Below are 23,335 nucleotides of genomic sequence, written 5' to 3'. Positions count from 1 at the left end.
CTAGAACCTATGGGGATTCGCGGGGCATGCGCAAACTATTTTTTCGACGAGTTGGCATCAGTCGCTCCCGTCCTCTCCACCGGGTTCTTGACCTGCGCAGATGGCCAGAACATCGGCTCCGTAGCTGCGCAGCTTGCGGTTGAGGACACCGGGGATACGGGCGAGTTCGGCGGGGTTCTCCGGGCATGTCTCCGCGATGGCCATCAGCGTCCGGTCGGTGAAGACGCAGAAGTCGGGCTGGCCGCTGCGCTCGGCCTGCACCGCGCGCCACTCCCGGAGCCTCTCGTAGAGCCCTTCGTCCATGTCCGAGGGGCAGTCCTCGCAGCGCATCAGCTTCATCTCGCCCGCCTCGGTGAGGGTGCGGCCACAGACCCGGCAGCGGGCGGGGGTGCGCTGAGTGCGCCGGGGGGCGACGGCGGTGCTCGCGGAGGTCCCGCGCTCGACGCCCGCGCCCGCACCGGCGCCGGTGTGACCGACGGTCGCAGTGGTGCCGGGGCGCAGACCGTCGAGGAAGCGGCTCGGCCGGCGGTTGGGGCGACCGCCGGGTGAGCGGGACAGGGCCCAGGACAGATGGAGGCGCTCCCGGGCGCGGGTCACGCCGACGTACAGCAGCCGGCGTTCCTCCTCGATCTGCTCGTCGGTGCGGGCGTAGGTGATGGGCAGCATGCCCTCGGCGACGCCGACCAGGAACACGACGTCCCACTCCAGGCCTTTGGCGGCGTGCAGGGAGGCCAGGGTGACGCCCTGCACGGTGGGGGCGTGCTGGGCGTTCGCCCGTTCGTCCAGTTCCGCCACGAAGTCGGCGAGGGTGACTCCGGGTCTGGCCGCGGCGAGGTCGTGCGCGAGGTTGACCAGGGCGGCCAGGGATTCCCAGCGCTCTCTCACGGCGCCGGAACCGGCCGGGGGTTCGCTCGTCCAGCCCTCGCCGGAGAGGACGGCGCGCACCTGGGAGGGCAGGTCCACGGCGTCGTCGAGGAGGGAGTCGTTGCCGCCGAAGCGGGCCGCGCCGCGCAGGGCGATGCCGGCCTTGCGGACCTCGGGCCGGTCGAAGAAGCGCTCGGCGCCGCGCAGCTGGTAGGGCACCCCGGCGTCGGCGAGCGCCTGCTCGTAGGTCTCGGACTGGGAGTTGGTGCGGAACAGAACGGCTATCTCTGCGGCCGGGACGCCCGCGTCGATCAGCTCGCGGATACGGCGGGCGGCGCCCTCGGCCTCGGCGGGCTCGTCGGTGTACTCCGTGTAGACGGGCTCGGGCCCCGGGGGGCGCTGGGAGACGAGTTCCAGCCGGTGGCCCGCGGCGCGGCCCCGGGCCTGGGCAAGCAGGCCGTTGGCGAGGTGGACGATCTGGGGGCTGGAGCGGTAGTCGCGGACCAGTTTGACGACGGTGGCGCCGGGGTGCCGGGACCGGAAGTCGAGCAGATGGTCGGGCGTTGCTCCGGTGAACGAGTAGATGGTCTGGCTGGCGTCACCGACGACGCACAGGTTGTCGCGGTCGCCGAGCCACAGGTCCAGCAGCCGCTGCTGGAGGGGGCTGACGTCCTGGTACTCGTCCACGACGAAGTGCTGGTACTGGGCGCGGACCTGTTCGGCGATGTCGTGCCGGTCCTGGAGGATGGCGACGGTGAGCAGCAGGACGTCCTCGAAGTCGATCACGGCGCGGTCGCGCTTGAGGTCCTCGTAGGCGGCGTAGAGGTGGGCGATCTCGGCCGGGTCGCGGGGGGCCTCACGGCCGGCCTTCGCAGCCGCGTACGGATAGTCGGCGGGGACGGTCTGGGTGACCTTGGACCATTCGATCTCGGCGGTGACGTCGCGCAGCTCGTTGCGGTCGAGCCGGGTGCCGAGGGCGGCGGCCGCGTCGGCGACGAGCTGGATCTTGCGGTCGACGAGCCGGGGCATGGAGCCACCGATCGCTTTCGGCCAGAAGTACTGGAGCTGGCGCAGGGCGGCGGAGTGGAAGGTGCGGGCCTGCACGCCCTGGGCGCCGAGCTGGCGCAGCCGGCCGCGCATCTCTCCGGCGGCGCGGTTGGTGAAGGTGACGGCGAGGACGCTGGACGGCTGGAGGATGCCGGCGCGCACCCCGTAGGCGATGCGGTGGGTGATGGCCCGGGTCTTGCCGGTGCCCGCTCCGGCCAGCACGCACACCGGACCGTGCAGGGAGGTGGCCACCTCGCGCTGCTCGGGGTCGAGCCCTTCGAGCACCGCGTCGGCCCCGTCCGGCTGAGCCGCGTAGCCAGAGCCACCGGTGCCCTGCGGGAAGAGGGTGGAATGCGTTGCTGCTGTCACACCGCCATGCTGCCAGGTCGCCCGGGACGGCTGTGCCGGTTGTCCACAGGCCGGGGCCCGCAGTCGTACTAATGCGGCAGGCGTCACACGGGCTGACGCGGCAGGCGTCACACGGGGAACGCCCTGGTCCGGGCCCCTGAGACGGCGGCCCGGTCGCCCGGGAGCGGCGGCCCGGTCACCCGGGAGCGGCGGCCCCGTCGCTCGGGAATGGCGGGCCGGTCCCCTACGTTCTCTCCCTGGACGACTTTTCCGAGCTGCCTGAGGAGCGCGAGAGACATGCAGGGCACTGTGACGATGTACAGCACGACTTGGTGCGGCTACTGCCGGCGGCTGAAGAGCCAGCTGGACCGGGAGGGCATCGCCTACACCGAGATCAACATCGAGCAGGACCCCGAGTCCGCGGCCTTCGTGGAGAAGGCGAACGGCGGAAACCAGACCGTCCCGACCGTGCTCTTCGCGGACGGCTCCACGCTGACGAACCCGTCGCTGGCCCAGGTCAAGCAGAAGCTCGCCGCCTGAGCCGCGCCGCGTCGAACGGCGGCTCCCGAGTCCGGAACCGGCTCGGGAGCCGCCGTTCGCCGTTTCAGACGAAGCTGCGGGTCGGCAGGGGCTTGCCGTACCACATCTCGATCAGGCGGGCCGCGATGGAGATGCCGTAGGGCGGCAGCACCTCACCGGACTCGAAGGCCGCGTGCAGCTCCTCGCGGGAGAACCAGCGGGCCTCGTGGATCTCGTCGCCGTCGACGTCGATCTCCGTGGACGTGGCGCGGGCCATGAAGCCGAGCATCAGGCTGGACGGGAAGGGCCAGGGCTGGCTGGCGACGTACTCGACCGGGCCGACGGTGACGCCGACCTCCTCGGACACCTCACGGCGCACCGCCTGCTCGATGGACTCGCCGGGCTCCACGAACCCGGCGAGTGTGGAGAAGCGGCCCTCGGGCCAGTGGACCTGGCGGCCGAGCAGGATGCGGTCGTCCTCGTCGGTCACCGCCATGATCACGGCGGGGTCGGTGCGCGGGTAGTGCTCGGCGCCGCAGGCCGGGCAGCGGCGGATGTGGCCGGCCGCCGCGATGACCGTCCGCTCGCCGCAGCGGGAGCAGAAGCGATGGGTGCGCTGCCAGTTCTCCAGCCCGACCGCGTGCACCATGAGCCCGACGTCGCGCGCCGACAGCAGCAGGCCGGCTTCGCGCAGCCCCGCTGGGCGGGCGGACTGGTCGATGCGGCCCGGCAGCGCGTCCTTCTGGAGCGCGAAGTAGCTGACGCCCTCCTCGTCGATGCCGAGGAAGTAGCGGTGCGCCTCGGTCAGCGGCGCCTCGAAGGACGGCGTCATGACGAGTTCCGTCCGGCCGTCCGGGGTCTCGTCGATGAGCACCTGGCCGCCGGAGACCACGAAACAGCGGGTCGTGGGGTGGCTCCACGCCGCCGCGAGCCAGGCCTCGTCCAGTCGGTGGTGGGCGGCGCGGTCGATGCCGCTCGGGGCGGTCAGCGAGATGGGTCGGTCGGCTGTGTGGTCGGTCCAGGTGGTCACGGGTGCTTCCAACTCCCCCAGTGCGGTTCTTGCGGCGGGCGGTTCGGCGGGACGTAGGGCGGGAGGGCACCGGGCCGGGCGCGGCCGGGGCGATGGAACGGTCGGGGCGGTCCCTCCAGTGTGCCCCGCGCGCGGTGCCCCGCCGTACGGCGCCGGCCGGTCAGGGTGCGGTACGCCAGTTCCGGGCCAGGTCACCCCAGAGGTAGGCGCTGGTCTCGACGCCCTTGAACAGGAGGTCCAGCTCGACCTTCTCGTTGGGTGCGTGCCAGCCGTCGGACGGGACGGAGATGCCCAGGAAGAGCACGGGGGCGCCGAGGACTTCCTGGAGGTCGGCGGCGGGTCCGGAGCCACCCTCGCGGGTGAAGCGGACCGGCTGCTGGAAGGCGCGGCCCATGGCGCGGGCCACGGACCGCAGCGCGGGGTGGTCGAGCGGGGTGAGGCACGGGCGGGTGGCCGAGCCGAAGTCGATCTCGTACCGGATCCCGGCGGGCACCTGCTCGGCGGCCCAGGCGCGGACGGCCTTCTCGATGTGGTCGGGGTCCTGGCCGGCGACCAGCCGGAAGGACAGCTTCACCATGGCCGTGGCGGGGATGATCGTCTTGCTGCCGGGGCCCTGGTAGCCGCCGCCGATGCCGTTGACCTCGGCGGTCGGGCGGGCCCAGATGCGCTCCAGGGTCGAGTAGCCGGCCTCGCCGTGCAGGGCGGTGGACCTGGCGGTGTCCAGCCAGCGCTCCTCGTCGAAGGGCAGCTCGGCGAAGAGTGCGCGCTCGCGGTCGGTCAGTTCGACGATGCCGTCGTAGAAACCGGGGATCGCCACGCGCGCGTGCTCGTCGTGGAGGGCCGCGACCAGGCGGGCGGCGGCGGTGGCCGGGTTGGGCACGGCGCCGCCGAAGGAGCCGGAGTGGATGTCCTGGCCGGGGCCGTACAGCCGGATCTCGCACTCGGCGAGGCCGCGCATGCCGGTGCACACGGTCGGGGTGTCCTCGGACCACATGCCGGTGTCGGAGACGATGACGGCGTCGGCGGCGAGGCGTCCCGCGCGCTCTTCCACCAGGGCCCGGAAGTGCGGGGAGCCGGACTCCTCCTCGCCCTCGATCAGCAGCTTGAGGTTGACGGCCGGCGCGGGGCGGCCGGTCGCGGCGAGGTGGGCGCGGACGCCGAGTGTGTGGAAGAACACCTGGCCCTTGTCGTCGGCCGCCCCGCGCGCGTAGAGGCGGTTGTCGCGGACGACCGGTTCGAAGGGGTCGCTGTCCCAGCCGTCCTCGCGGGCGGCGGGCTGCACGTCGTGGTGGCCGTAGACCAGGACCGTGGGTGCCTCCGGGTCACCGGACGGCCATTCGGCGAAGACGGCGGGGGCACCGGGGGTCTGCCAGACCTCGGTGGTCGGGAAGCCGGTCTTCCTCAGTTCGGCGGCGAGCCAGTCCGCGCTGCGCCGTACGTCGGGAGCGTGGTCGGGCTGGGCCGACACGGAGGGGATGCGCAGCCATGCGGCGAGGTCGTCGAGGAAGGCGGCGCGGTGCTGCTCGATGTACGTGCGGACGGCGCTGTCCGGGGTCTGGCTCATGCTCCCGAGCCTATCGGCCCGCGCCGGCAACCTCGGCGGGCTGTTCGTCACACTCAGCTCGCCTCCGGTGTGCGCTCCGTCTCACCCGTGAGCAGCCGCTCCAGCGCGGCCCGGTCCGGCAGGCTCTCCGGGCGTACGACCTCGCCGCTGCGCACGTACAGGAACGCGGCGGTGACCGACTCGGGCGGTATGCCCTGCTGCTCGGCCCAGGCCAGCCGGTACACGGCGAGCTGGAGCGGGTCGGCGCTGCCGGTGCGGCCGGTCTTCCAGTCGACGATCTCGTACGTCGCCCCGTCGCCGTCGCCGTGCCGGTAGACGGCGTCGATGCGGCCCCGGACGACGCGGCCGGCGAGGGTGAGCTGGAAGGGGGCCTCGACCCGGTACGGGGTGCGCCGGGCGTACTCGGTGCGTTCGAAGGCCTCCTTCAGGGCTTCCAGGTCGCGTTCGTCCGCGATCTCGGCGTCGTCGCCGGGCAGCTCGTCGGGGTCCAGCAGGGGCAGGGTCAGTTCCTCGAAGCGGGTTTCCACCCAGGCGTGGAACCGGGTGCCCCGGCGTGCGGCCGGTTGCGGGGGGCGTGGCATGGGGCGCGCGAGCTCCTGTGCGAGCCCGTCCGGGTCCTGGGCGAGCCGCAGCAGCTGGGTCGCGCTGAGCGTGGTGGGCAGGGGGACCTCGGTGACGGTCTGCCGGGCGCGCAGCAGTTCTCCGGTGAGCGCGTCCAGGTCGCGGTCCCAGGAGGCGATGGTGCGGGCCTCCTCCGGGGTGAGGGCGGCGGTGGGCCGGGGCGCGGCGGCACGCGGGCGGTCCCGCGGGGCCGGCGCCTGGTGCGGGACCGTGGGCCGTTCGGCGTTCCGGTCGTCCTGGTCGAAGGGCTCGCCGTCGAAGGGATCGCCGTCGAAGGAATCGTCGAGGGGCTCGGTGGGGAAGGGGTCGTCGCCGTACGGGTCGTCGTACGGAAGATCCTCTTCGTGAGCGAGGTCCGCGTGCCGTTCCCCGTCCTGCGTCCCGGCGCCGTACGGGTCGTCGCTGAACGGGTCGTCGCCGTACGGATCGTCACCGTACGGTTCGTCGTCCGGCGGCGCGGGCCAGTCCGGGTCCTCGGCACCAGCCGGGTCGTGCAGGGCCGGCCGGCGCCCGTCGGCAGGCCCTGCGGCGAGGGCGTCCAGGTGGGCGAGGACGGTCTCCGCGGCGGCGCGGCGGCGGGCGAGGGCGGCGGCGTCCAGCGGGAGCGGCCACACCTGGTCGGCGGTGGCCGCGTGCAGGGCCGGGTTCTCCTCGTCCTCGGCGGGCGGGTCCGCCCACACCTCGATCTCGCCGTACCCGGCGGCGCAGTGGTCGTACAGGGCCTGGAGGAAGTCGGACGGGCCGCGCGGCTTCTTCTGGGTGGGCCCCCACCAGTGGCCGGAGCCGAGCAGGAGCGAGCGGGGGCGGGTGAAGGTGACGTAGCCGAGGCGGAGCTCCTCGGTGTGCTGGTGCTCCTTCATGGCCTCGTGGAAGGCCTTCATGCCGCGCGAGTCCCAGGAGTCCACGTCGGGCAGGGTGTCGGTGTCGCCGCGCAGGGCGTGCGGCAGCACCTTGGCCTGCGCGGTCCACTTCTCGCGGCCCTGGGCGCTGGGGAACGTGCCGGTCACGAGTCCGGGGACGGCCACGACGTCCCACTCCAGGCCCTTGGACTTGTGCGCGGTGAGCACCTTGACGGTGTTCTCGCCGCCGGGCAGGGCGTTGTCGAGGCCCTTCTCGTACTGGGCGGCGGTGCGCAGGAAGCCGAGGAAGGCCAGCAGGGTGGCCTCGCTGTCGCTCGCGGCGAAGGAGGCGGCGATGTCCAGGAAGTTGGACAGGGTCTCGCGGCGGCGGGCGGCGAGCGCGTGCGGGGACGCCGACAGCTCCACCTCCAGGCCGGTGACGGCGAGGACGCGGTGCAGGACGTCCATCAACGGGTCGGACAGCGACCGGCGCAGGTCGCGCAGTTCGGCGGCGAGCCGGGCGAAGCGCACGCGCGCGTCCGGGGAGAACGGCAGCCCGTCGTCGTCGCCGTCCTCCAGGGGCGCTTCCAGGAAGGTGTCCAGGGCGTCGGCGAGCGAGATCACCTCGGACGGGTCGACGCCCTCCACGGCCTCGGCGAGCCGGCGGTCCGGGTCGTCGGTGCCGTCCACGCGCGCGTGGGCGACCAGCAGCCGGGCGCGGCGGCCCAGCAGGGCGAGGTCGCGGGGGCCGATGCGCCAGCGCGGTCCGGTCAGCAGGCGTACCAGCGCCGCGTTGGCGCCGGGGTCCTGGAGGACCTCGCAGACGGCGACGAGGTCGGCGATCTCGGGCAGGTGGAGCAGGCCGGAGAGGCCGACGACCTCGACGGGGACGTCGCGGGCGACGAGGGCGCCCTGGATCTCGGCGAAGTCGGTCGCGGTCCGGCACAGTACGGCGATCTCGCCGGGCGGTGTGCCGGTGTGCACGAGGTGGGCGAGGGAGTCGGCAATCCAGTCGATCTCCTCGGCGTGGGTGGGCAGCAGGGCGCAGCGGACCGTGCCGTCGTACTCGGCGCCCGGGGCCGGGCGGAGGGCCTCCACGCCCGCGTGGAGGGCACGCAGGGGCTCGGCGAGGCCGTTGGCGAGGTCGAGCAGGCGTCCGCCGCTGCGGCGGTTCTCGCTGAGCGCCTGCCGGGTGGCGGGCCTGCCGTCGGCGTGGGCGAAGTGGTCGGGGAAGTCGTCCAGGTTGGCGACGGAGGCGCCGCGCCAGCCGTAGATGGCCTGGCAGGGATCGCCGACGGCGGTCACCGGGTGGCCGGTACCGCCGCCGAACAGGCCGGCGAGCAGGACGCGCTGGGCCACGGAGGTGTCCTGGTACTCGTCCAGGAGCACCACGCGGAACTCCTCGCGCAGCGCCCGGCCCACCTCGGGAATGCGGGCGAGGCGGGCCGACAGGGCGATCTGGTCGCCGAAGTCGAGAAGGTCCCGCGCGCGTTTGGCGGCCCGGTAGCGCTGGACGAGCTCGGCGAGTTCCCGGCGGGCCGCGGCGGTCTCCGGGACCTTGCGCAGGTCGGCGTTGGTGAGCTTGGCCCCTTCCAGGGTGCGCAGCAGGCCGGTGTCCCAGGCGCGGAGTTCCTCGGGGTCGACGAGGTGTTCGGCGAGTTCGGAGTCGAGCGCGAGCAGGTCGCTGACGAGGTCGGCGAAGGAGCGGGTCAGTGCCGGGTACGGGCCCGGCGCCTCGCGCAGCACGCGCGCGGCGAGCTGGTAGCGGGTGGCGTCGGCCAGGAGGCGTGAGCTGGGCTCCAGGCCGAGGCGCAGGCCGTGGTCGGTGAGCAGGCGGCCGGCGAAGGAGTGGTACGTCGAGATGACCGGCTCGCCCGGAGGGTTGTCGGGGTCGATGACGTCCGGGTCGGTGACGCCGGCCCTGATCAGCGCCTTGCGGACGCGTTCGGCCAGCTCACCGGCGGCCTTGTTGGTGAAGGTGAGACCGAGGACCTGTTCGGGGGCGACCTGTCCGGTGCCCACCAGCCAGACCACGCGGGCCGCCATCACGGTGGTCTTGCCCGACCCGGCACCGGCCACGATCACCTGCGGGGCGGGCGGCGCGGTGATGCAGGCCGTCTGCTCCGGGGTGAACGGGATGCCGAGGAGCTCCTTGAGCTGCTCGGGGTCGGTGATACGGGCGGGCATGTCGAAAGAGGCTAGCGGCGGGGACTGACAGTCGAGACCGGGGCGGTCGTGCGGAGCGGAAGAAGCGCAGGTCAGCGCCTGTGGTGCCGTACGTCACCCATGGCGGGGACACGTCACTCGACCACGTGCCGCCCCTCCGGGCGCGCGCTGCACGACGCCCGGAACGCGCAGTGGGTGCAGTGCTGGCCGGCGCTCGGCGTGAACCGCTCGTCGAGGACCTTCCCGGCGGCGGTGGCCAGCAGTTCGCCGACCCACTCCCCCGACGGCGGCTCCTGGGTCTGCACCTTGGGCAGGGTGTCGCCCCCGTCACGCTTGGCGGCGCCCTGTCTGAGGTGGACCAGTTCCGCGCCGCCCGGCTCGGGGCGCACACCGTCGAAGGCCGTGTCGACGGCGCCTTCGCGGACGGCGAGCTGGTAGACGGCGAGCTGGGGGTGCCGTTCCACCTCGCCCGCGGTGGGCGCCTGCTTGCCGGTCTTGAAGTCGACCACGTAGGCGCGTCCCTCAGCGTCCGTCTCCACGCGGTCCATCTGGCCGCGGATGCGGACCTGGTAGTCGCCCGCTTCGAGGGTGACGTCGAAGTCGTGCTCGCTCGCCACCGGGGTGCGGCCCGCGCGGTTGAGCACGTGCCAGTTCAGGAAGCGTTCGAGCGCCACGCGCGCGTTGTCCTTCTCCTGCCGCGACTTCCACGGCGCGTCGAAGGCCAGCGCGTTCCACACCGAGTCCAGGCGTTCCATGAGGACGTCGAGGTCGGCGGGGGTGCGGCCGGAGGCGACCTCGTCGGCCAGGACGTGGACGACGTTGCCGAAGCCCTGCGCGGTGGTGGCGGGGGCGTCCGCCTTGACCTCGCGGCCCAGGAACCACTGGAGCGCGCACGTGTTGGCGAGCTGGTCGAGCGCGCTGCCGGAGAGCACCACGGGCTGGTCCCGGTGGCGCAGCGGCACCTTGCTCTCGGTCGGCTCGAACATGCCCCACCAGCGGTAGGGGTGCGCGGACGGCACGAGCGGGCGGCCGTCCTCGTCGGCGAGCGCGGCGAGCCGGGCGAGCCGGCGGGCGGCGGCCTCCCGCAACGCGGCCGACGCGCGCGGGTCCACCGTGGTCGCGCGCAGCTCGGCGACGAGCGCGGCGACGGACAGCGGCCGGCGGGGACGCCCGGTGACGTCCCTCGGCTCGACGCCCAGCTCGGTGAGGAACCGGGACGGCTGGTCGCCGTCGTCGGCCGGTGCCTTCACCGCGGTGACGACGAGACGGTCACGCGCGCGCGTGGCGGCCACGTAGAACAGGCGGCGCTCCTCGGCGAGCAGCGCGCCCGGGGGCAGCGGTTCGGCGAGTCCGTCGCGGCCGATGCGGTCGGCCTCCAGCAGCGAGCCGCGGCGCCGCAGGTCGGGCCAGAGTCCCTCCTGGACGCCGGCGACGACGACCAGCCGCCATTCCAGGCCCTTGGCGCGGTGGGCGGTCATCACGCGGACGGCGTCCGGGCGTACGGCGCGGCGGGCGAGCGTGTCGGCGGCTATGTCCTCGGCCTCGATCTGCTCCAGGAAGTTCAGGGCGCCGCGGCCTCCGATGCGCTCCTCCGCGCGCGCTGCGGTCGCGAACAGCGCGCACACGGCGTCCAGGTCCCGGTCGGCGTTGCGGCCGGCCGCGCCACCGCGCCGGGCGGCCCGCTCCAGGCGGCCGGGCCACGGTGTGCCCTGCCACAGGTCCCACAGCGCCTCCTCGGCCGTACCGCCGCCGGCCAGGCGCTCGCGGACCTCGCGGAGCAGGGCACCCAGGCGCTGCGCCCCGCGCGCGTACACCGGGTCGTGCACGGCCAGGCGCTCGGGTTCGGCGAGCGCCCGGGCGAGCAGTTCGTCGGACGGGGGCGGCAGGGGGTTCCCGGCGGCCCGTTCCTCCTCGCGCAGCGCACGCCCGAGGCGGCGCAGGTCGGCGGCGTCCATGCCGGCGAGCGGTGAGGTGAGCAGGGTGAGGGCGGTCTCGGTGTCCAGCCAGCAGGCGTCCGGAGCGGGTTCCGCGGCGCCTTGGGTGCGCGCGTCGGCGGCTTCGGTCCGTTGTCCGGGGGCTTCGGTGCGCCCGTCGGCGGCTTCGGTCCGTTGTCCGGCGGCTTCCGTGTCTTCTCCGCCGGTGTCGGTGCGTTCTCCGCCGGTGTCAGTGCGTTCTCCGACGACCTCTTCACCCTCCGGTTCGCCCTTGAGAGCGCCTGCGGCCGCCCGCTCGTCGCGGTGTCGTGCCTCCGCCGTGGCCACCGCGCGGAGGGCCGTGAGCAGGGGCGCCACCGCGGGTTCGTGCCGCAGGGGAAGCTCGTCGCCGTCGATGTCCAGGGGGACGCCCGCCGCGGTGAGGGCCCGGCGCAGGGCCGGGAGGCGGGAGCCCGCGCGGACGAGGACGGCCATGTCGCTCCAGGGGACGCCGTCCTCCAGGTGCGCGCGGCGCAGGATGTCCGCGATGTTGTCCACTTCCGCGCCGGGCGTCGGATACGTGTGGACCTCGACCCGGCCGCCGTCCCGTACGGCGGCGGGCTCCCGGTGGGCGCGGACCGTGTCGGCGGGCAGCCGGGACAGCGGCATGCGCTGGGTGATCAGGCGGGTGGCGGCCAGCAGGGCGGCGCCGGAGCGGCGCGAGGTGCGCAGCACCGCCACGGGGGCGGGACGGCCGTCCGCGCGCCGGAAGACGGCCGGGAAGTCGAGGATGCCGTTCACGTCGGCACCCCGGAAGGCGTAGATCGACTGGTCGGGGTCACCGAACGCGACCAGGGTGCGTCCGCCGCCGGCCAGGGCTCGCAGCAGCCGGACCTGGGCGGCGTCGGTGTCCTGGTACTCGTCGACGTACACGGCGTCGTACTGGGCCGCGAGCCGTGCCGCGGTCTCCGGACGGCGGGCGAGGAGGACCGCGCGGTGGACCAGTTCCGCGTAGTCGAGCGCGCCCTGGAGGTCGAGGGTGTCGAGGTACTCGGCGAGGAACGCGGCCGCCGCCCGCCAGTCGGGGCGGCCGATGCGGCGGGCGAAGGCGTCCAGGGCGTCCGGGCCGAGACCCAGTTCACGGCTGCGGGCGAGGACGGCACGGACCTCGTCGGCGAAACCGCGTGTGGTCAGGCAGGCGCGCAGTTCGTCCGGCCAGCGCACATGGGTCAGGCCGAGCCGCTCCAGTTCCGGCTGGCCGGCGAGCAGCTCGCGGACGGTGACGTCCTGCTCGGGACCGGAGAGCAGGCGCAGCGGCTCGCTGGACCGGCCGCTGTCCTGGTGGGCGCGGACCAGCGCGTAGCAGTACGAATGGAAGGTGGTCGCCCTGGGGGCGCGGGCGGCGCCCATGCGCAGGGCCATGCGGTCGCGCAGGTCGACGGCGGCCTTGCGGCTGAACGTGAGCACCAGGATCCGCTCGGGGTCGCCGCCCCGGGCGATCCGGGCTGCCACCGACTCGACCAGCGTGGTGGTCTTGCCGGTGCCAGGGCCGGCGAGGACGAGGAGCGGTCCGCTCCGGTGGTCAACCACGGCACGCTGCGCCGCGTCCAGATGAGGGGGGTCCACGACGGCCGGAGGGGTACGGACCAGTCGGTAAGCGCCACGGCTCCCCCGCCGCACCGAGGGGTGCGGCGGGCGCCTGGTGGAGGAAGAGGGGCTCACGTGATGTGCCGGTCCTGGTGGTCGTGCGGGCGGGCGGGCGGTCACGCGCGCGAGGCGGTGGCCGCGGGATGAGGGGGACACGTGCTGCCGACGCTACGCCGCCGCTCCGGACGGAAGCAGGGCTTCCGCTTCTTCCCTCGCGGCGCTGCGGTCACACGCGTCCCGTATCTCACGAACGTACGGCATGCCACGGAGGTCCCGGGTGTCCCTCGAACGGGCCACAGGCGCTCCACGGCGGCATCCGATGGCGGAAGCTGTCAGGTGTGACCCTCCGCACCCGCGCCGCCGTCCCATCGGGCCCGTCGCATGTCGAGCCGCGGCAGATGGCCCTGGGTGCTGCCGCCCGCCTGCCTCAGCGGTGTGCCCTCGGCGCGGTAGTGCGCGAGGGCACGCAACTCGTGTCCGGGCAGCAGCACACCGTCGGCCCGCACGACCCGCCACCACGGGACGGCACCGCCGTACAGGGACATCACCCGGCCGACCTGGCGCGGCCCGCCCTCCTCCAGCCACTCCGCCACATCGCCGTAGGTCATGACCCGGCCCGGCGGAATCCGCTCGGCGACGTCCAGAACCCGCTCGGCGTACTCCGGCAGCGCGTCCGCGTACCCGGGCGGCGGGTCCGCGCGGGTGTCTTCGGGAGGGCTCTGCTCGCTCATCCACCCCATCCTGCCGCACCCCGCCGACGTTCCGGCGGGGTGCGGGAGGAACGGTCCGCTCGCCCGCGCGCGGTCCGTGGGGCAGACTGTGCGCCCGCGCATCCGCACCCTGATGCCCGTGAGTGTCGGTGGGGCATGCCACCATCGTGCGGGCGGTGACTGGTGATACGAGACCAAGAAGAGACCATGAAGGAGCAGGGCGTGCACCCCGAAGGAGCGGCGGGCACCCCTGACGCCTCCGCGCGCCCCGGTCCCGCCCGCGCGGACGACGGCGGCACCGGCGCGCACCAGGAAGACACCGGCCCGCAGGCGCGGAAGAGCCCCGGCCCGCGCGAACGGGACGACGCCGGTCCGCGCGAGCAGGACGACACGGGCCCGCACAAGGACGGCGGCACACGCGCGCGCGAAGACGCCCCCCGGGAAGACGCCCCCGAGGCGGACGCGAGCGAGCGCACGCGCGCGCGTGACGGCGGTGCGGATGCCGCCGAGGGGCCGCCGCTCCTCCCCGAGGCGGGGCACGTCCCCGGGGTCACGCCCTCGGACGACCGTCCGTGCGCCGACGACGATCCCCACGCCGAGCAGGTGGAGCGCGACGAACCGCTCCTCCCCGCGCGCGTGCACCGCCCCTCCGACCTGATGCGGCTCCTGGTGGGCCTGCTCGGCATCGTGGTGCTGCTCGGCATCGCCGCGTTCGCGCACGGCACCACCTCGGGCCTCGAACAGGACATCAACAAGGGCACCGGGCAGGCCCCGGACCTGCTGATCAAGATCGCGGGGCTGGCGTCCAGCATCGCGATCCTGCTGGTGCCGGTCGCGTTCGCGATCGAACGGCTGATCAAACGGGACGGCCTGCGCATCGCCGACGGCGTCCTCGCGGCCGTCCTCGCGCACGGAGTGACCCTCGCCACCGACCTGTGGGTCGCCCGGGGCGCCCCGGACTCGATCCAGGAGGCGCTCACCCAGCCCTCGCCCGGCGACATCCACGCCCTGACCGACCCGGTGCACGGCTATCTGGCGCCCGTGATCGCCTACATGACGGCCGTCGGCATGTCCCGCAGACCGAGATGGCGCGCGGTGCTGTGGATGGTGCTGCTGCTCGACGCGTTCTCCATGCTGGTCACCGGCTACACGACCCCCTTCTCGATCATCCTGACGGTGCTGATCGGCTGGACCATCGCCTACGGCACCCTGTACGCGGTCGGCTCCCCCAACGTCCGCCCGACCGGCCAGACCCTGATGGCGGGCCTGAGGCACGTCGGCTTCCACCCCGTCAGCGCGGCCCGTGAGGAAGCCGTGGAGTCGGAGAACGGCGACCGGGGCCGGCGCTACTTCGTCACCCTGGAGGACGGCCCGCCGCTGGACGTCACCGTCGTCGACCGGGAACAGCAGGCGCAGGGCTTCTTCTACCGCGCCTGGCGCAATCTGACCCTGCGCGGCTTCGCCACCCGCTCCAGCCTCCAGTCGCTGCGCCAGGCCCTGGAGCAGGAGGCCCTGCTGGCGTACGCGGCGATCGCGGCGGGCGCCAACGCGCCCAAGCTGATCGCCACCTCGGAACTCGGCCCGGACGCGGTCATGCTCGTCTACGAGCACACCGGCGGGCGCACCCTGGACTCGCTGGCCGACGAGGACATCACCGACGAGCTGCTGCGCAACACCTGGCACCAGGTGCGGGCGCTGCAGTCCCGGCGCATCGCGCACCGCAGGCTGGCCGGAGACGCGATTCTGGTGGATCGTTCCGGCAAGGTGATCCTCTCCGAACTGCGCGGCGGCGAGATCGCGGCCGGCGATCTGCTGCTGCGCATGGACATCGCCCAGCTGGTCACCACGCTCGGCCTGCGGGTCGGTGCCGAGCGGGCGGTGGCGTCGGCGGTCGGGGTGCTCGGCCCGGACGCGGTCGCCGACTGCCTGCCCATGCTCCAGCCGATCGCGCTGACGCGCTCCACGCGCGGGACGCTGCGCCGGCTGGCCCGGGAGCGGGCCCAGCGCGAACGGGAAGCGGTGCTAGAAGCCTCCCGGCAGGCCAAGCTGGCCCGTCTCGAGGAGGCGTCCGAGACGGCCCCGCCCGGGCTCGAGAAGCCCGACAAGAAGGCGGTCCGCGCCGAGCAGCGCGCCGAGAAGCGGGCCATCGACGAAGCCCTGGAAGAGGCCCGCGAGGAGGACCTGCTCACCCAGATCCGCCACCAGGTGCTGCTCATCAGGCCCCAGGCGCCCGTGGAACCGGCCCGTCTGGAGCGGGTCCGGCCACGCACGCTGATCAGCTTCATCGCCGGTGCGATCGGCGCGTACTACCTGCTGACGCAGCTCACCCACATCGAGTTCGGCACGCTGTTCGCGCAGGCCCAGTGGGGCTGGGTGGTCGCCGCGGTGCTGTTCTCCGCGCTCAGCTACGTCGCCGCCGCGATGGCCCTGCTGGGCTTCGTACCGGAACGGGTGCCGTTCCCGCGGACCGTCGCGGCCCAGGTCGCCGGGTCGTTCGTGAAGATCGTGGCGCCGGCCGCGGTCGGCGGTGTCGCCCTCAACACGCGCTTCCTTCAGCGCGCCGGCGTACGCCCGGGGCTCGCGGTGGCGAGCGTCGGCGCCTCACAGCTGTTCGGGCTCGGCTGCCACATCCTGATGCTGCTGTCCTTCGGCTATCTCACCGGTACGGAGAAGACACCGTCGCTGTCGCCGTCCCGCACGGTCATCGCGGGTCTGCTGACCGTGGCCGTCCTGCTCCTCGTGGTCACCTCGGTGCCGTTCCTGCGGAAATTCGTCGTCACGCGCGTGAGGTCGCTGTTCGCCGGTGTCGTGCCGCGCATGCTCGACGTGCTCCAGCGGCCCCAGAAGCTCATCACCGGCATCGGCGGCATGCTGCTGCTGACGGCCTGCTTCGTGATGTGCCTGGACGCCTCCATCCGGGCCTTCGGCGACGGATCGGTGTCGCTGAGCATCGCCAGCGTCGCGGTCGTCTTCCTCGCCGGCAACGCGCTCGGCTCCGCGGCGCCCACCCCGGGTGGCGTGGGCGCGGTCGAGGCGACCCTCACCGTCGGCCTGATCGCCGTGGGCCTGCCCAAGGAGGTCGCCGCGCCGGCCGTGCTGCTGTTCCGGCTGCTGACCCTCTGGCTGCCGGTGCTGCCGGGCTGGCTGGCCTTCAACCACCTCACCCGCAAGGGAGCCCTGTAGGCGGGCCTGCCCGGTGCGGTCGCGGGGCCCGCCGGTGAGGTACCTCGTACGGCCCGCGTCCCGCGCGCCCCGGCGGGCGCGCCCGCACGATGGGAGCATGGCGAACCCGTTCCGGCTGCGCGCCGCCGCGCTGACCACCACCGCTGTGCTGCTCTCCGCTGTGCTGGCCGGCTGCGGCGACAGCCCCAAGGACGGGGATCTCACGGCGCAGAAGCTGGACTGGAAGGACTGCCCGGCCCCCTCCGAGGCGGAGGGCGGCGGCAGCCCTCCCTCGCCGCTGCCGAACGGCGGGGAGTGGCAGTGCGCGACCATGAAGGCGCCGCTGGACTGGAGCAGGCCGAAGGGTGACACGATCGGCATCGCCCTGATCCGTGCGCGGGCCAGTGGGCCCGCGAGCAAGCGGATCGGCTCGCTCGTGTTCAACTTCGGCGGCCCGGGCGGCAGCGGCGTGACCACCCTGCCCGCGTTCGGCGCGGACTACACCGCCCTGCGCACCCGCTACGACCTGGTCAGCTTCGACCCGCGCGGGGTCGGCCGCAGCGCACCGGTGGAGTGTGAGAGCGACGCCCGGCTGGACGAGTACTTCCAGCAGGACGCCACCCCGGACGACCACGCCGAACAGGTCCAGCTGCTGCAGCGCACCAAGCAGTTCAACGCGGCCTGCGAGAAGAACTCCAAAAAGATCCTGCCGCATGTGCGCACCACGGACGCGGCCCGCGACATGGACCTGATGCGCCAGGTGCTCGGCGACGACAAACTGCACTACTTCGGCATCTCCTACGGCACCGAACTCGGCGGTGTCTACGCCCACCTGTTCCCGAAGCACGTCGGCCGGGCCGTCCTCGACGGGGTCGTGGACCCCACGCAGACCCCGGAGCAGAGCGCGCTCGGACAGGCCAGGGGATTCCAGCTGGCGCTCGACAACTTCGCCGAGGACTGCACCTCGAAGGCCGAGGAATGCCCGGTCGGCAGCACCGAGCAGGAGGTGAAGGACCGCATCGCGAAACTCCTCGCCGACCTGGAGAAGAAGCCGATCCCGGGCATCTTCCCGCGCCGGCTGACGCAGACCGCCGCCACCAACGGCATCGCGCAGTCCCTGTACTCGAAGGACTTCTGGGAGTACCTCATCGAGGGGCTGGAGCAGGCGTACGACGGCGACGGCAAGATCCTCATGCTGCTCTCCGACTCGATGAACGGCCGCAGTGAGAACGGCGAGTACAGCAATCTCACCGCCGCGAACACCGCGATCAACTGCTCCGACGAGAAACCGCGGTACACCGCTGACGACGTCCAGCGCAAGCTGCCCGAGTTCCGCGCGGCCTCCCCGCTGTTCGGGGACTACCTCGCCTGGGGCATGGTCAGCTGCACGGACTGGGCGGTGCCGGGCGCCGCCGACCATCCCGACGTCAGCGCCCCGGGGGCGGCCCCCATCCTCGTCGTCGGCAACACCGGCGACCCGGCCACCCCGTACGAGGGCGCGCGGAAGATGGTGGACGCGCTCGGCAAGGGCGTCGGCGTCGAGCTGACGTACAAGGGCCAGGGGCACGGCGCGTACGACAGCAAGAACAAGTGCGTGCAGAGCGCGGTGAACGGCTACCTGCTGGACGGCAGGACTCCGAAGGCCAACACCGTCTGTTCCTGACAGACCCCCGACAACGGCAGGCCCTCGCGGCTGGCGAATGGGCAGGTCAGGGCGTTATCCACAGGCTGTCACGGGCCGGGTCTCCGGCGCCTACGATGGCCTGAACGCCCGGCGCTGCACGATGCGGCGGGCCTGTCAGGGGGGTGCGCATGATGCGATTCCTGCGGTGGACGGCCGCGCTGGCGGCGGGGCTGCTGCTGGCCGGGTGCGGCGGTTCGCCGGACGGGGGCGGGAACGAGGACGAGGGCAAGGGCACCGGCTCGGCGCCGCCGGCCTCCGCGGCCGCGTCGACGCCGACCACCCTTCCGGCCTCCCTCACCTCCCAGCACCTCGACTGGCGCCGGTGCAAGGCCACCGCGACCTCGTCCGCGCCGAGCGACGCCTGGCGGTGCGCGACGCTCAAGGTGCCGCTGGACTGGTCCGATCCGGGCGGCAGGACGATCGGGCTCGCCCTGATCCGGGCGCGGGCGACCGGCGGCGACCGCATCGGCTCGCTGCTGTTCAACTTCGGCGGCCCGGGTGGCTCGGGGGTGTCGACGATGCCGTACTTCGAAGCCTCCGTCTCCGCCCTCCACGAGCGCTACGACCTGGTCAGCTGGGACCCGCGCGGGGTCGGCGCGAGCGGGGGCGTCCGCTGCCGCGGCGACCGGGAGATCCAGGCCGCCGAGTCCGTCGACGCCACACCGGACACCCCGGCCGAGGAGAAGGCGTACCTCCAGGACGCCACCGACTTCGGCAAGGGCTGCCAGGAGGCCGCCGGCCCGCTGCTGGCCCATGTGTCCACCACCGACACCGCCCGCGACATGGACCTGATGCGCCAGGTCCTCGGGGACGACAAGCTGCACTACTTCGGGATCTCCTACGGCACCGAACTCGGCGGTGTCTACGCCCACCTGTTCCCGAAGCACGTCGGCCGGGCCGTCCTCGACGCGGTGGTCGACCCGACCGCGGACACGGTGGGCCACGCCGAGAACCAGGCGCGCGGCTTCCAGCGGGCCCTCGACGACTACCTGAAGTCCACCGGCCAGAACCCCGAGCAGGGGTCCCGGAAGGTCGCCGGTCTGCTGGCACGCATCGACGACGAGCCGCTGCCGACGTCGTCCGGCCGGAAGCTCACCCAGACCCTCGCGGTCACCGGGATCATCCTGCCGCTGTACAGCGAGTCGATGTGGCCCAGGCTGACCGACGCCCTCAAGACGGCGGAGCGGGGCGACGGTTCGGGGCTGCTGGCGCTCGCCGACGAGTACAACGACCGGGACTCCTCGGGCCGCTACGGCACGACGACCCACTCCCAGCGGGTCATATCGTGCCTGGACGACAAGCAGCGGCCCACGCTCGCCGAGACCAAGCGGAGACTGGCGGAGTTCGAGCGGATATCGCCGGTGTTCGGGAACTTCCTCGGCTGGGACACCGCGGGCTGGTGCCACGACTGGCCGGTGCCGGGCCAGTACGACACCCCGCAGGTCAGCGCACCGGGCGCGGCACCGATCCTGCTGGTCGGCAACACCGGCGACCCGGCCACCCCGTACGAGGGCGCCCGCAGAATGGCCGACGAACTGGGCCGGGGCGTCGGCGTCGAACTGACCTGGAAGGGCGAGGGGCACGGGGCGTACGGCAGCGGCAGCGACTGCGTCGACTCGACGGTGGACGCCTACCTGCTGAACGGGACGGTGCCGAAGGACGGCAAGGTCTGTTCCTGACGCGGTACGGGGCCCGGGCGCGGTACGCAGCCGGGGCCCGCCGCATCGGCTGGACCCCGGACGACCTGCGATGGCCGGCCGGCCATCGGAGCGGACCGGGATGGCGCCGGTCGGAGTATCAGAAGGGGCGCCGACGCCCGCCGACAACGGCGGAAGCCCACGGCGTCCGACGAGGTCGGAGCCGTGGACTTCTGCAGTCAGTCTGGTGGGGCGGGCCCGTGATCAGTAGACCGGCTTCTCCGGTTCGATCTGGTTGACCCAGCCGATGACGCCGCCGCCGACGTGGACCGCGTCGGAGAAGCCCGCGGACTTCAGGACCGCGAGGACTTCCGCACTGCGGACACCCGTCTTGCAATGCAGGACGATCTTCTTGTCCTGCGGCAGGCCCTCCAGGGCGGTGCCCATGAGGAACTCGTTCTTCGGGATCAGCTTGGCGCCCGGGATGGAGACGATCTCGTACTCGTTCGGCTCGCGGACGTCGATGATCTCGATGTTCTCGCCGTCGTCGATCCACTCCTTGAGCTGCTTCGGAGTGATCGTGGAGTCGGCCGCCGCCGCCTGGGCCTCCTCGGAGACGACGCCGCAGAAGGCCTCGTAGTCGATGAGCTCGGTGACGGTCGGGTTCTCGCCGCAGACCGCGCAGTTGGGGTCCTTGCGCACCTTGACCTGGCGGTACTGCATCTCCAGGGCGTCGTAGATCATCAGCCGGCCGACCAGCGGCTCGCCGGTGCCGGTGAGGACCTTGATCGCCTCGGTGACCTGGATGGAGCCGATGGACGCGCACAGCACGCCCAGGACGCCGCCCTCGGCGCAGGAGGGGACCATGCCGGGGGGCGGGGGCTCCGGGTACAGGCAGCGGTAGCAGGGGCCGTGCTCGGACCAGAACACCGAGGCCTGGCCGTCGAAGCGGTAGATCGAACCCCACACGTACGGCTTGTTGAGCAGCACGCACGCGTCGTTGACCAGGTAGCGGGTCGCGAAGTTGTCGGTGCCGTCGACGATCAGGTCGTACTGGCTGAAGATGTCCATCACGTTGTCGGCTTCGAGCCGCTCCTCGTGAAGGATCACGTTCACGTACGGGTTGATGCCCTTGACGCTGTCGCGCGCGGACTCGGCCTTGGAGCGGCCGATGTCGGACTGGCTGTGGATGATCTGGCGCTGCAGGTTCGACTCGTCGACCTCGTCGAACTCCACGATGCCGAGGGTGCCCACGCCCGCGGCGGCCAGGTACATCAGCGCCGGCGAGCCCAGGCCGCCGGCGCCCACACAGAGCACCTTGGCGTTCTTCAGCCGCTTCTGCCCGTCCATGCCCACGTCGGGGATGATCAGGTGGCGGGAGTACCTGCGGACCTCGTCTACGGTGAGCTCAGGAGCTGGCTCGACCAGGGGTGGCAGCGACACGGGGACTCCGTTGGTCGGTCAATCACTACAGTTGTTCTCCACGTAACACTGCCACGGCCTTCTTCATTCCGAGACACCCGTTCCGAGGCGCGAGACGATGTCGTCCCAGTAGCCGGGCATGCTCTCCCAGGGGTCCACGCGGCCGTCCCTGTCCGTACGGTCCGTGAAGTAGATCGTGGCCGCTCCCTGCCAGCGGGCGATGCGCAGCGCCTCGTCCAGGTGACCGCGGGGCACGCCGTGCACGAAGTGGCAGAAGCGGTCGGGCGGGTAGTCGGCGGTCCACTCGGCCGCCTGGGACCAGCGGTAGTCGGACCAGGGGCCGGAGAAGGTCACCAGCTGGTCGGCGTTCTCGGCGTAGCCGGGGTGCGGGTGGCGGCCGTGGCCGAGGACGATGTGGGCGGTGTCACTGATCGCCCGGAGCGTGGTGATCGCGCGGCGGACCTCGGGGAGCGCGGTGCGCTCGGTGGGGCAGCGGTCCAGCAGGAACCCGTCGACGCCGTACCAGTCGAGGTGGCGGTGGGCGTCGGAGAGCAGGTCACCGAAGGTGCGGGCGCCGTGGGTGAGGTCGAGGTGGCCGAGGACCCGGACGCCCACGGCACGCAGCCGGGCCGCGGCTTCCAGACAGTGCGGGTCGGGCCGGGTGCCGGGACCGGCGGCGACGTCGAGGACCACCCAGTCCAGCGGGGTGCCGGGGCGGGCGAGTTCCGCCCACTGGGCCGGGGCGACGAGCGGGTGGGCGTAGCCGGGGATGCCGAGGGCGGTGCGGACGCCGGTGCCGGTGGCGCCCACGGTGGTGCTGGTCAGATGCGGCATGCCGCCTCCATCCAGATGTCGGCCAGGGATTCTTCGAGGTTGATCCGGGGCCGCCAGCCGAGCCGGTCGCGTGCGGTACGCACATCGGCCTGCTGCCAGCTGCCGCAGCCGTCCGGATACGGGTACGCCACCGGGGCCGCGTGCTCGGAGTCCGCGCGGGGGTGCCCGATGGCACTGCGCAGCGGCCCGGGCGGGGCGTCGAGTTCGTGGAGGGCGCCGCCGTATCCGGCCACACGCGCGAGGACGGCGGCGGCGTCCCGCAGCCGGACGGCGCGGCCGGAGCCGATGTTGATCACGCCCTGCGCCGCGGAGAGGGAGGCGGCGTGCACGGCACGGGCGACGTCCCGGACGTCGACGAAGTCGCGCTGGACGCCGAGGCCGCCGAGCTTGAGTTCGCCGTCGCCGGACTGCATGGCGCGGCGCATGGCCTCCGCGAGCCGGCCCAGCGGGGAGCCGGCCGGGGTGCCGGGGCCGGCCGGTGAGAAGACCCGCAGCACGACGGCGTCCAGGCCGGAGCCGAGGACCAGTTCGGTCGCGGCGAGCTTGCTGACGCCGTACGGCCCGCCGGGGCGCGGCACGGCGTCCTCGGCCGTGGAGGAACCGGGCTGGCTGGGGCCGTACTCGGAACCGCAGCCGATCTGCACCAGGCGGGCACCGCAGCCGCTGCGGCGCAGGGCCTCGCAGACGGTGGCCACGGCGACGGTGTTGTGCCGGGTGAGGTCGCGGGCGCCCCCGCGGGTGGCACCGGCGCAGTTGATGACGACTCCGGGGTGGACCGCGTCGAGGAAGCGGGTGAGCGCGCCCGGACTGCCGGTGGCGAGGTCGAAGCGGACGTCGGCGTCGTCGCCGCGGCCGAGCGCGGTGAGCTGGACGGCCGGGTCGGCGAGCAGGCGGTCGGCGACGAAGCGGCCGATGAACCCGTTGGCTCCGATCAGCAGGACCCTCATCGGGCGGCTCCCGGGGTGTGCGCGCCGGTGGTACCGGCCGTCTCGACGGCTCCTTCGGCTGCGCCGGGCGCTCCGGCGGTTCCGGGGTTTCCGGACGCTCCGGGTCGGGAGGTGGTCATCTGGTGTTCTCCTTCAGGGCGGTCGTGCGGTTGCCTCCGGCGGTGCGTGGGGCCGGCGGCGGAAGGTTCAGTCGGGTGCTCCCGTCGGCGCGTGGGCCGAGGCCTGCGTGAGGGTGCGGCCGGCGTGCCAGAGCAGGGCCAGGGCGGCGGTGCCGCAGGCGAGGGCCGGTACGGCGGCCTCGCCCCAGGCGCCGACGAGGCTCTGGACGCGCCGAGCTGCTGGAACGCCTGGTGCACACCGGCTTCGACGGGCATGTCGTGA

The 23,335-nt window shown here is 73.2% G+C and carries 13 protein-coding genes and 1 pseudogene; 4 read left to right on the top strand and 10 right to left on the bottom strand.

Translation table 11 applies throughout. From position 1 onward, the window contains the following. Positions 1-57: 57 nt before the first annotated feature. On the bottom strand, positions 58-2,367 hold the full coding sequence (locus ABZV94_RS27770; RefSeq protein ID WP_356344931.1) for an ATP-dependent DNA helicase UvrD2: 2,310 nt from the start codon (positions 2,365-2,367) through the stop codon (positions 58-60). A 189-nt stretch (positions 2,368-2,556) separates the two neighbouring features. Between ABZV94_RS27770 and ABZV94_RS27765 the strand changes: the two genes are divergently transcribed. Further along, a complete protein-coding gene (locus tag ABZV94_RS27765) occupies positions 2,557-2,799 on the top strand; it encodes a mycoredoxin (RefSeq protein ID WP_030649619.1) in 243 nt (80 codons plus the stop codon). A 64-nt stretch (positions 2,800-2,863) separates the two neighbouring features. Here ABZV94_RS27765 and nudC read toward each other — a convergent pair whose 3' ends face one another. The 5 genes from nudC to ABZV94_RS27740 all read right to left on the bottom strand — a co-directional run bounded on the left by nudC (position 2,864) and on the right by ABZV94_RS27740 (position 13,289). Further along, entirely contained in the window at positions 2,864-3,808 is a 945-nt protein-coding gene (gene nudC / locus ABZV94_RS27760) for an NAD(+) diphosphatase (RefSeq protein WP_356344929.1), read from the bottom strand. 160 nt (positions 3,809-3,968) lie between these two features. Beyond that, positions 3,969-5,372, bottom strand: a complete 1,404-nt coding sequence (locus ABZV94_RS27755; protein ID WP_356344927.1) for a dipeptidase — start codon at positions 5,370-5,372, stop codon at positions 3,969-3,971. A 53-nt stretch (positions 5,373-5,425) separates the two neighbouring features. After that, complete coding sequence (locus tag ABZV94_RS27750; protein ID WP_356344925.1) at positions 5,426-9,019, bottom strand: ATP-dependent DNA helicase; 3,594 nt, start codon at positions 9,017-9,019, stop codon at positions 5,426-5,428. 113 nt (positions 9,020-9,132) lie between these two features. After that, positions 9,133-12,633 (bottom strand): ATP-dependent DNA helicase, encoded by a 3,501-nt coding sequence (locus ABZV94_RS27745; protein WP_356344923.1) that lies wholly within the window; start codon positions 12,631-12,633, stop codon positions 9,133-9,135. A 257-nt stretch (positions 12,634-12,890) separates the two neighbouring features. Further along, the gene (locus tag ABZV94_RS27740; protein ID WP_356344921.1) at positions 12,891-13,289 is read right to left on the bottom strand and encodes an MGMT family protein; all 399 of its coding nucleotides are present in this window, start codon (positions 13,287-13,289) and stop codon (positions 12,891-12,893) included. 186 nt (positions 13,290-13,475) lie between these two features. On the opposite strand from ABZV94_RS27740, the gene ABZV94_RS27735 reads away from it, so the two are divergent. The 3 genes from ABZV94_RS27735 to ABZV94_RS27725 all read left to right on the top strand — a co-directional run bounded on the left by ABZV94_RS27735 (position 13,476) and on the right by ABZV94_RS27725 (position 19,793). Next, entirely contained in the window at positions 13,476-16,451 is a 2,976-nt protein-coding gene (locus ABZV94_RS27735) for a lysylphosphatidylglycerol synthase domain-containing protein (protein ID WP_356344919.1), read from the top strand. Between the two features lie 97 nt (positions 16,452-16,548). Further along, the gene (locus tag ABZV94_RS27730; protein ID WP_356344917.1) at positions 16,549-18,093 is read left to right on the top strand and encodes an alpha/beta hydrolase; all 1,545 of its coding nucleotides are present in this window, start codon (positions 16,549-16,551) and stop codon (positions 18,091-18,093) included. A gap of 149 nt (positions 18,094-18,242) precedes the next feature. Next, the gene (locus tag ABZV94_RS27725; protein WP_356344915.1) at positions 18,243-19,793 is read left to right on the top strand and encodes an alpha/beta hydrolase; all 1,551 of its coding nucleotides are present in this window, start codon (positions 18,243-18,245) and stop codon (positions 19,791-19,793) included. A 222-nt stretch (positions 19,794-20,015) separates the two neighbouring features. Here ABZV94_RS27725 and moeZ read toward each other — a convergent pair whose 3' ends face one another. The 4 genes and pseudogenes from moeZ to ABZV94_RS27705 form a co-directional block, all read right to left on the bottom strand. Next, positions 20,016-21,194, bottom strand: coding sequence for an adenylyltransferase/sulfurtransferase MoeZ (moeZ, locus tag ABZV94_RS27720; protein ID WP_356344913.1), 1,179 nt, complete (start codon positions 21,192-21,194; stop codon positions 20,016-20,018). A gap of 63 nt (positions 21,195-21,257) precedes the next feature. Then, on the bottom strand, positions 21,258-22,007 hold the full coding sequence (locus ABZV94_RS27715; RefSeq protein ID WP_356344911.1) for a spherulation-specific family 4 protein: 750 nt from the start codon (positions 22,005-22,007) through the stop codon (positions 21,258-21,260). Continuing rightward, complete coding sequence (locus tag ABZV94_RS27710) at positions 21,995-22,954, bottom strand: NAD-dependent epimerase/dehydratase family protein (RefSeq protein ID WP_356344909.1); 960 nt, start codon at positions 22,952-22,954, stop codon at positions 21,995-21,997. The genes ABZV94_RS27715 and ABZV94_RS27710 overlap by 13 nt, the downstream gene beginning before the upstream one ends. A 186-nt stretch (positions 22,955-23,140) precedes the next feature. Further along, positions 23,141-23,335 (bottom strand): annotated as a pseudogene (locus ABZV94_RS27705) (hypothetical protein); the annotation flags it as partial.

This window comes from Streptomyces sp. NPDC004658 (assembly GCF_040609555.1).
GTDB lineage: Bacteria > Actinomycetota > Actinomycetes > Streptomycetales > Streptomycetaceae > Streptomyces.
The sequence above is the reverse complement of the archived record's forward strand: the minus strand, read 5'-3'. Positions and strand labels throughout refer to the sequence as shown.

Bases quoted from the DNA above. Each gene is read 5' to 3' on its own strand.
- ABZV94_RS27765 (WP_030649619.1), top strand. From the start codon at position 2,557: ATGCAGGGCACTGTGACGATGTACAGCACGACTTGGTGCGGCTACTGC.
- ABZV94_RS27755 (WP_356344927.1), bottom strand. From the start codon at position 5,372: ATGAGCCAGACCCCGGACAGCGCCGTCCGCACGTACATCGAGCAGCAC.
- ABZV94_RS27750 (WP_356344925.1), bottom strand. From the start codon at position 9,019: ATGCCCGCCCGTATCACCGACCCCGAGCAGCTCAAGGAGCTCCTCGGC.
- ABZV94_RS27740 (WP_356344921.1), bottom strand. From the start codon at position 13,289: ATGAGCGAGCAGAGCCCTCCCGAAGACACCCGCGCGGACCCGCCGCCC.
- ABZV94_RS27735 (WP_356344919.1), top strand. From the start codon at position 13,476: ATGAAGGAGCAGGGCGTGCACCCCGAAGGAGCGGCGGGCACCCCTGAC.
- ABZV94_RS27730 (WP_356344917.1), top strand. From the start codon at position 16,549: ATGGCGAACCCGTTCCGGCTGCGCGCCGCCGCGCTGACCACCACCGCT.
- ABZV94_RS27725 (WP_356344915.1), top strand. From the start codon at position 18,243: ATGATGCGATTCCTGCGGTGGACGGCCGCGCTGGCGGCGGGGCTGCTG.
- ABZV94_RS27715 (WP_356344911.1), bottom strand. From the start codon at position 22,007: ATGCCGCATCTGACCAGCACCACCGTGGGCGCCACCGGCACCGGCGTC.
- ABZV94_RS27710 (WP_356344909.1), bottom strand. From the start codon at position 22,954: ATGAGGGTCCTGCTGATCGGAGCCAACGGGTTCATCGGCCGCTTCGTC.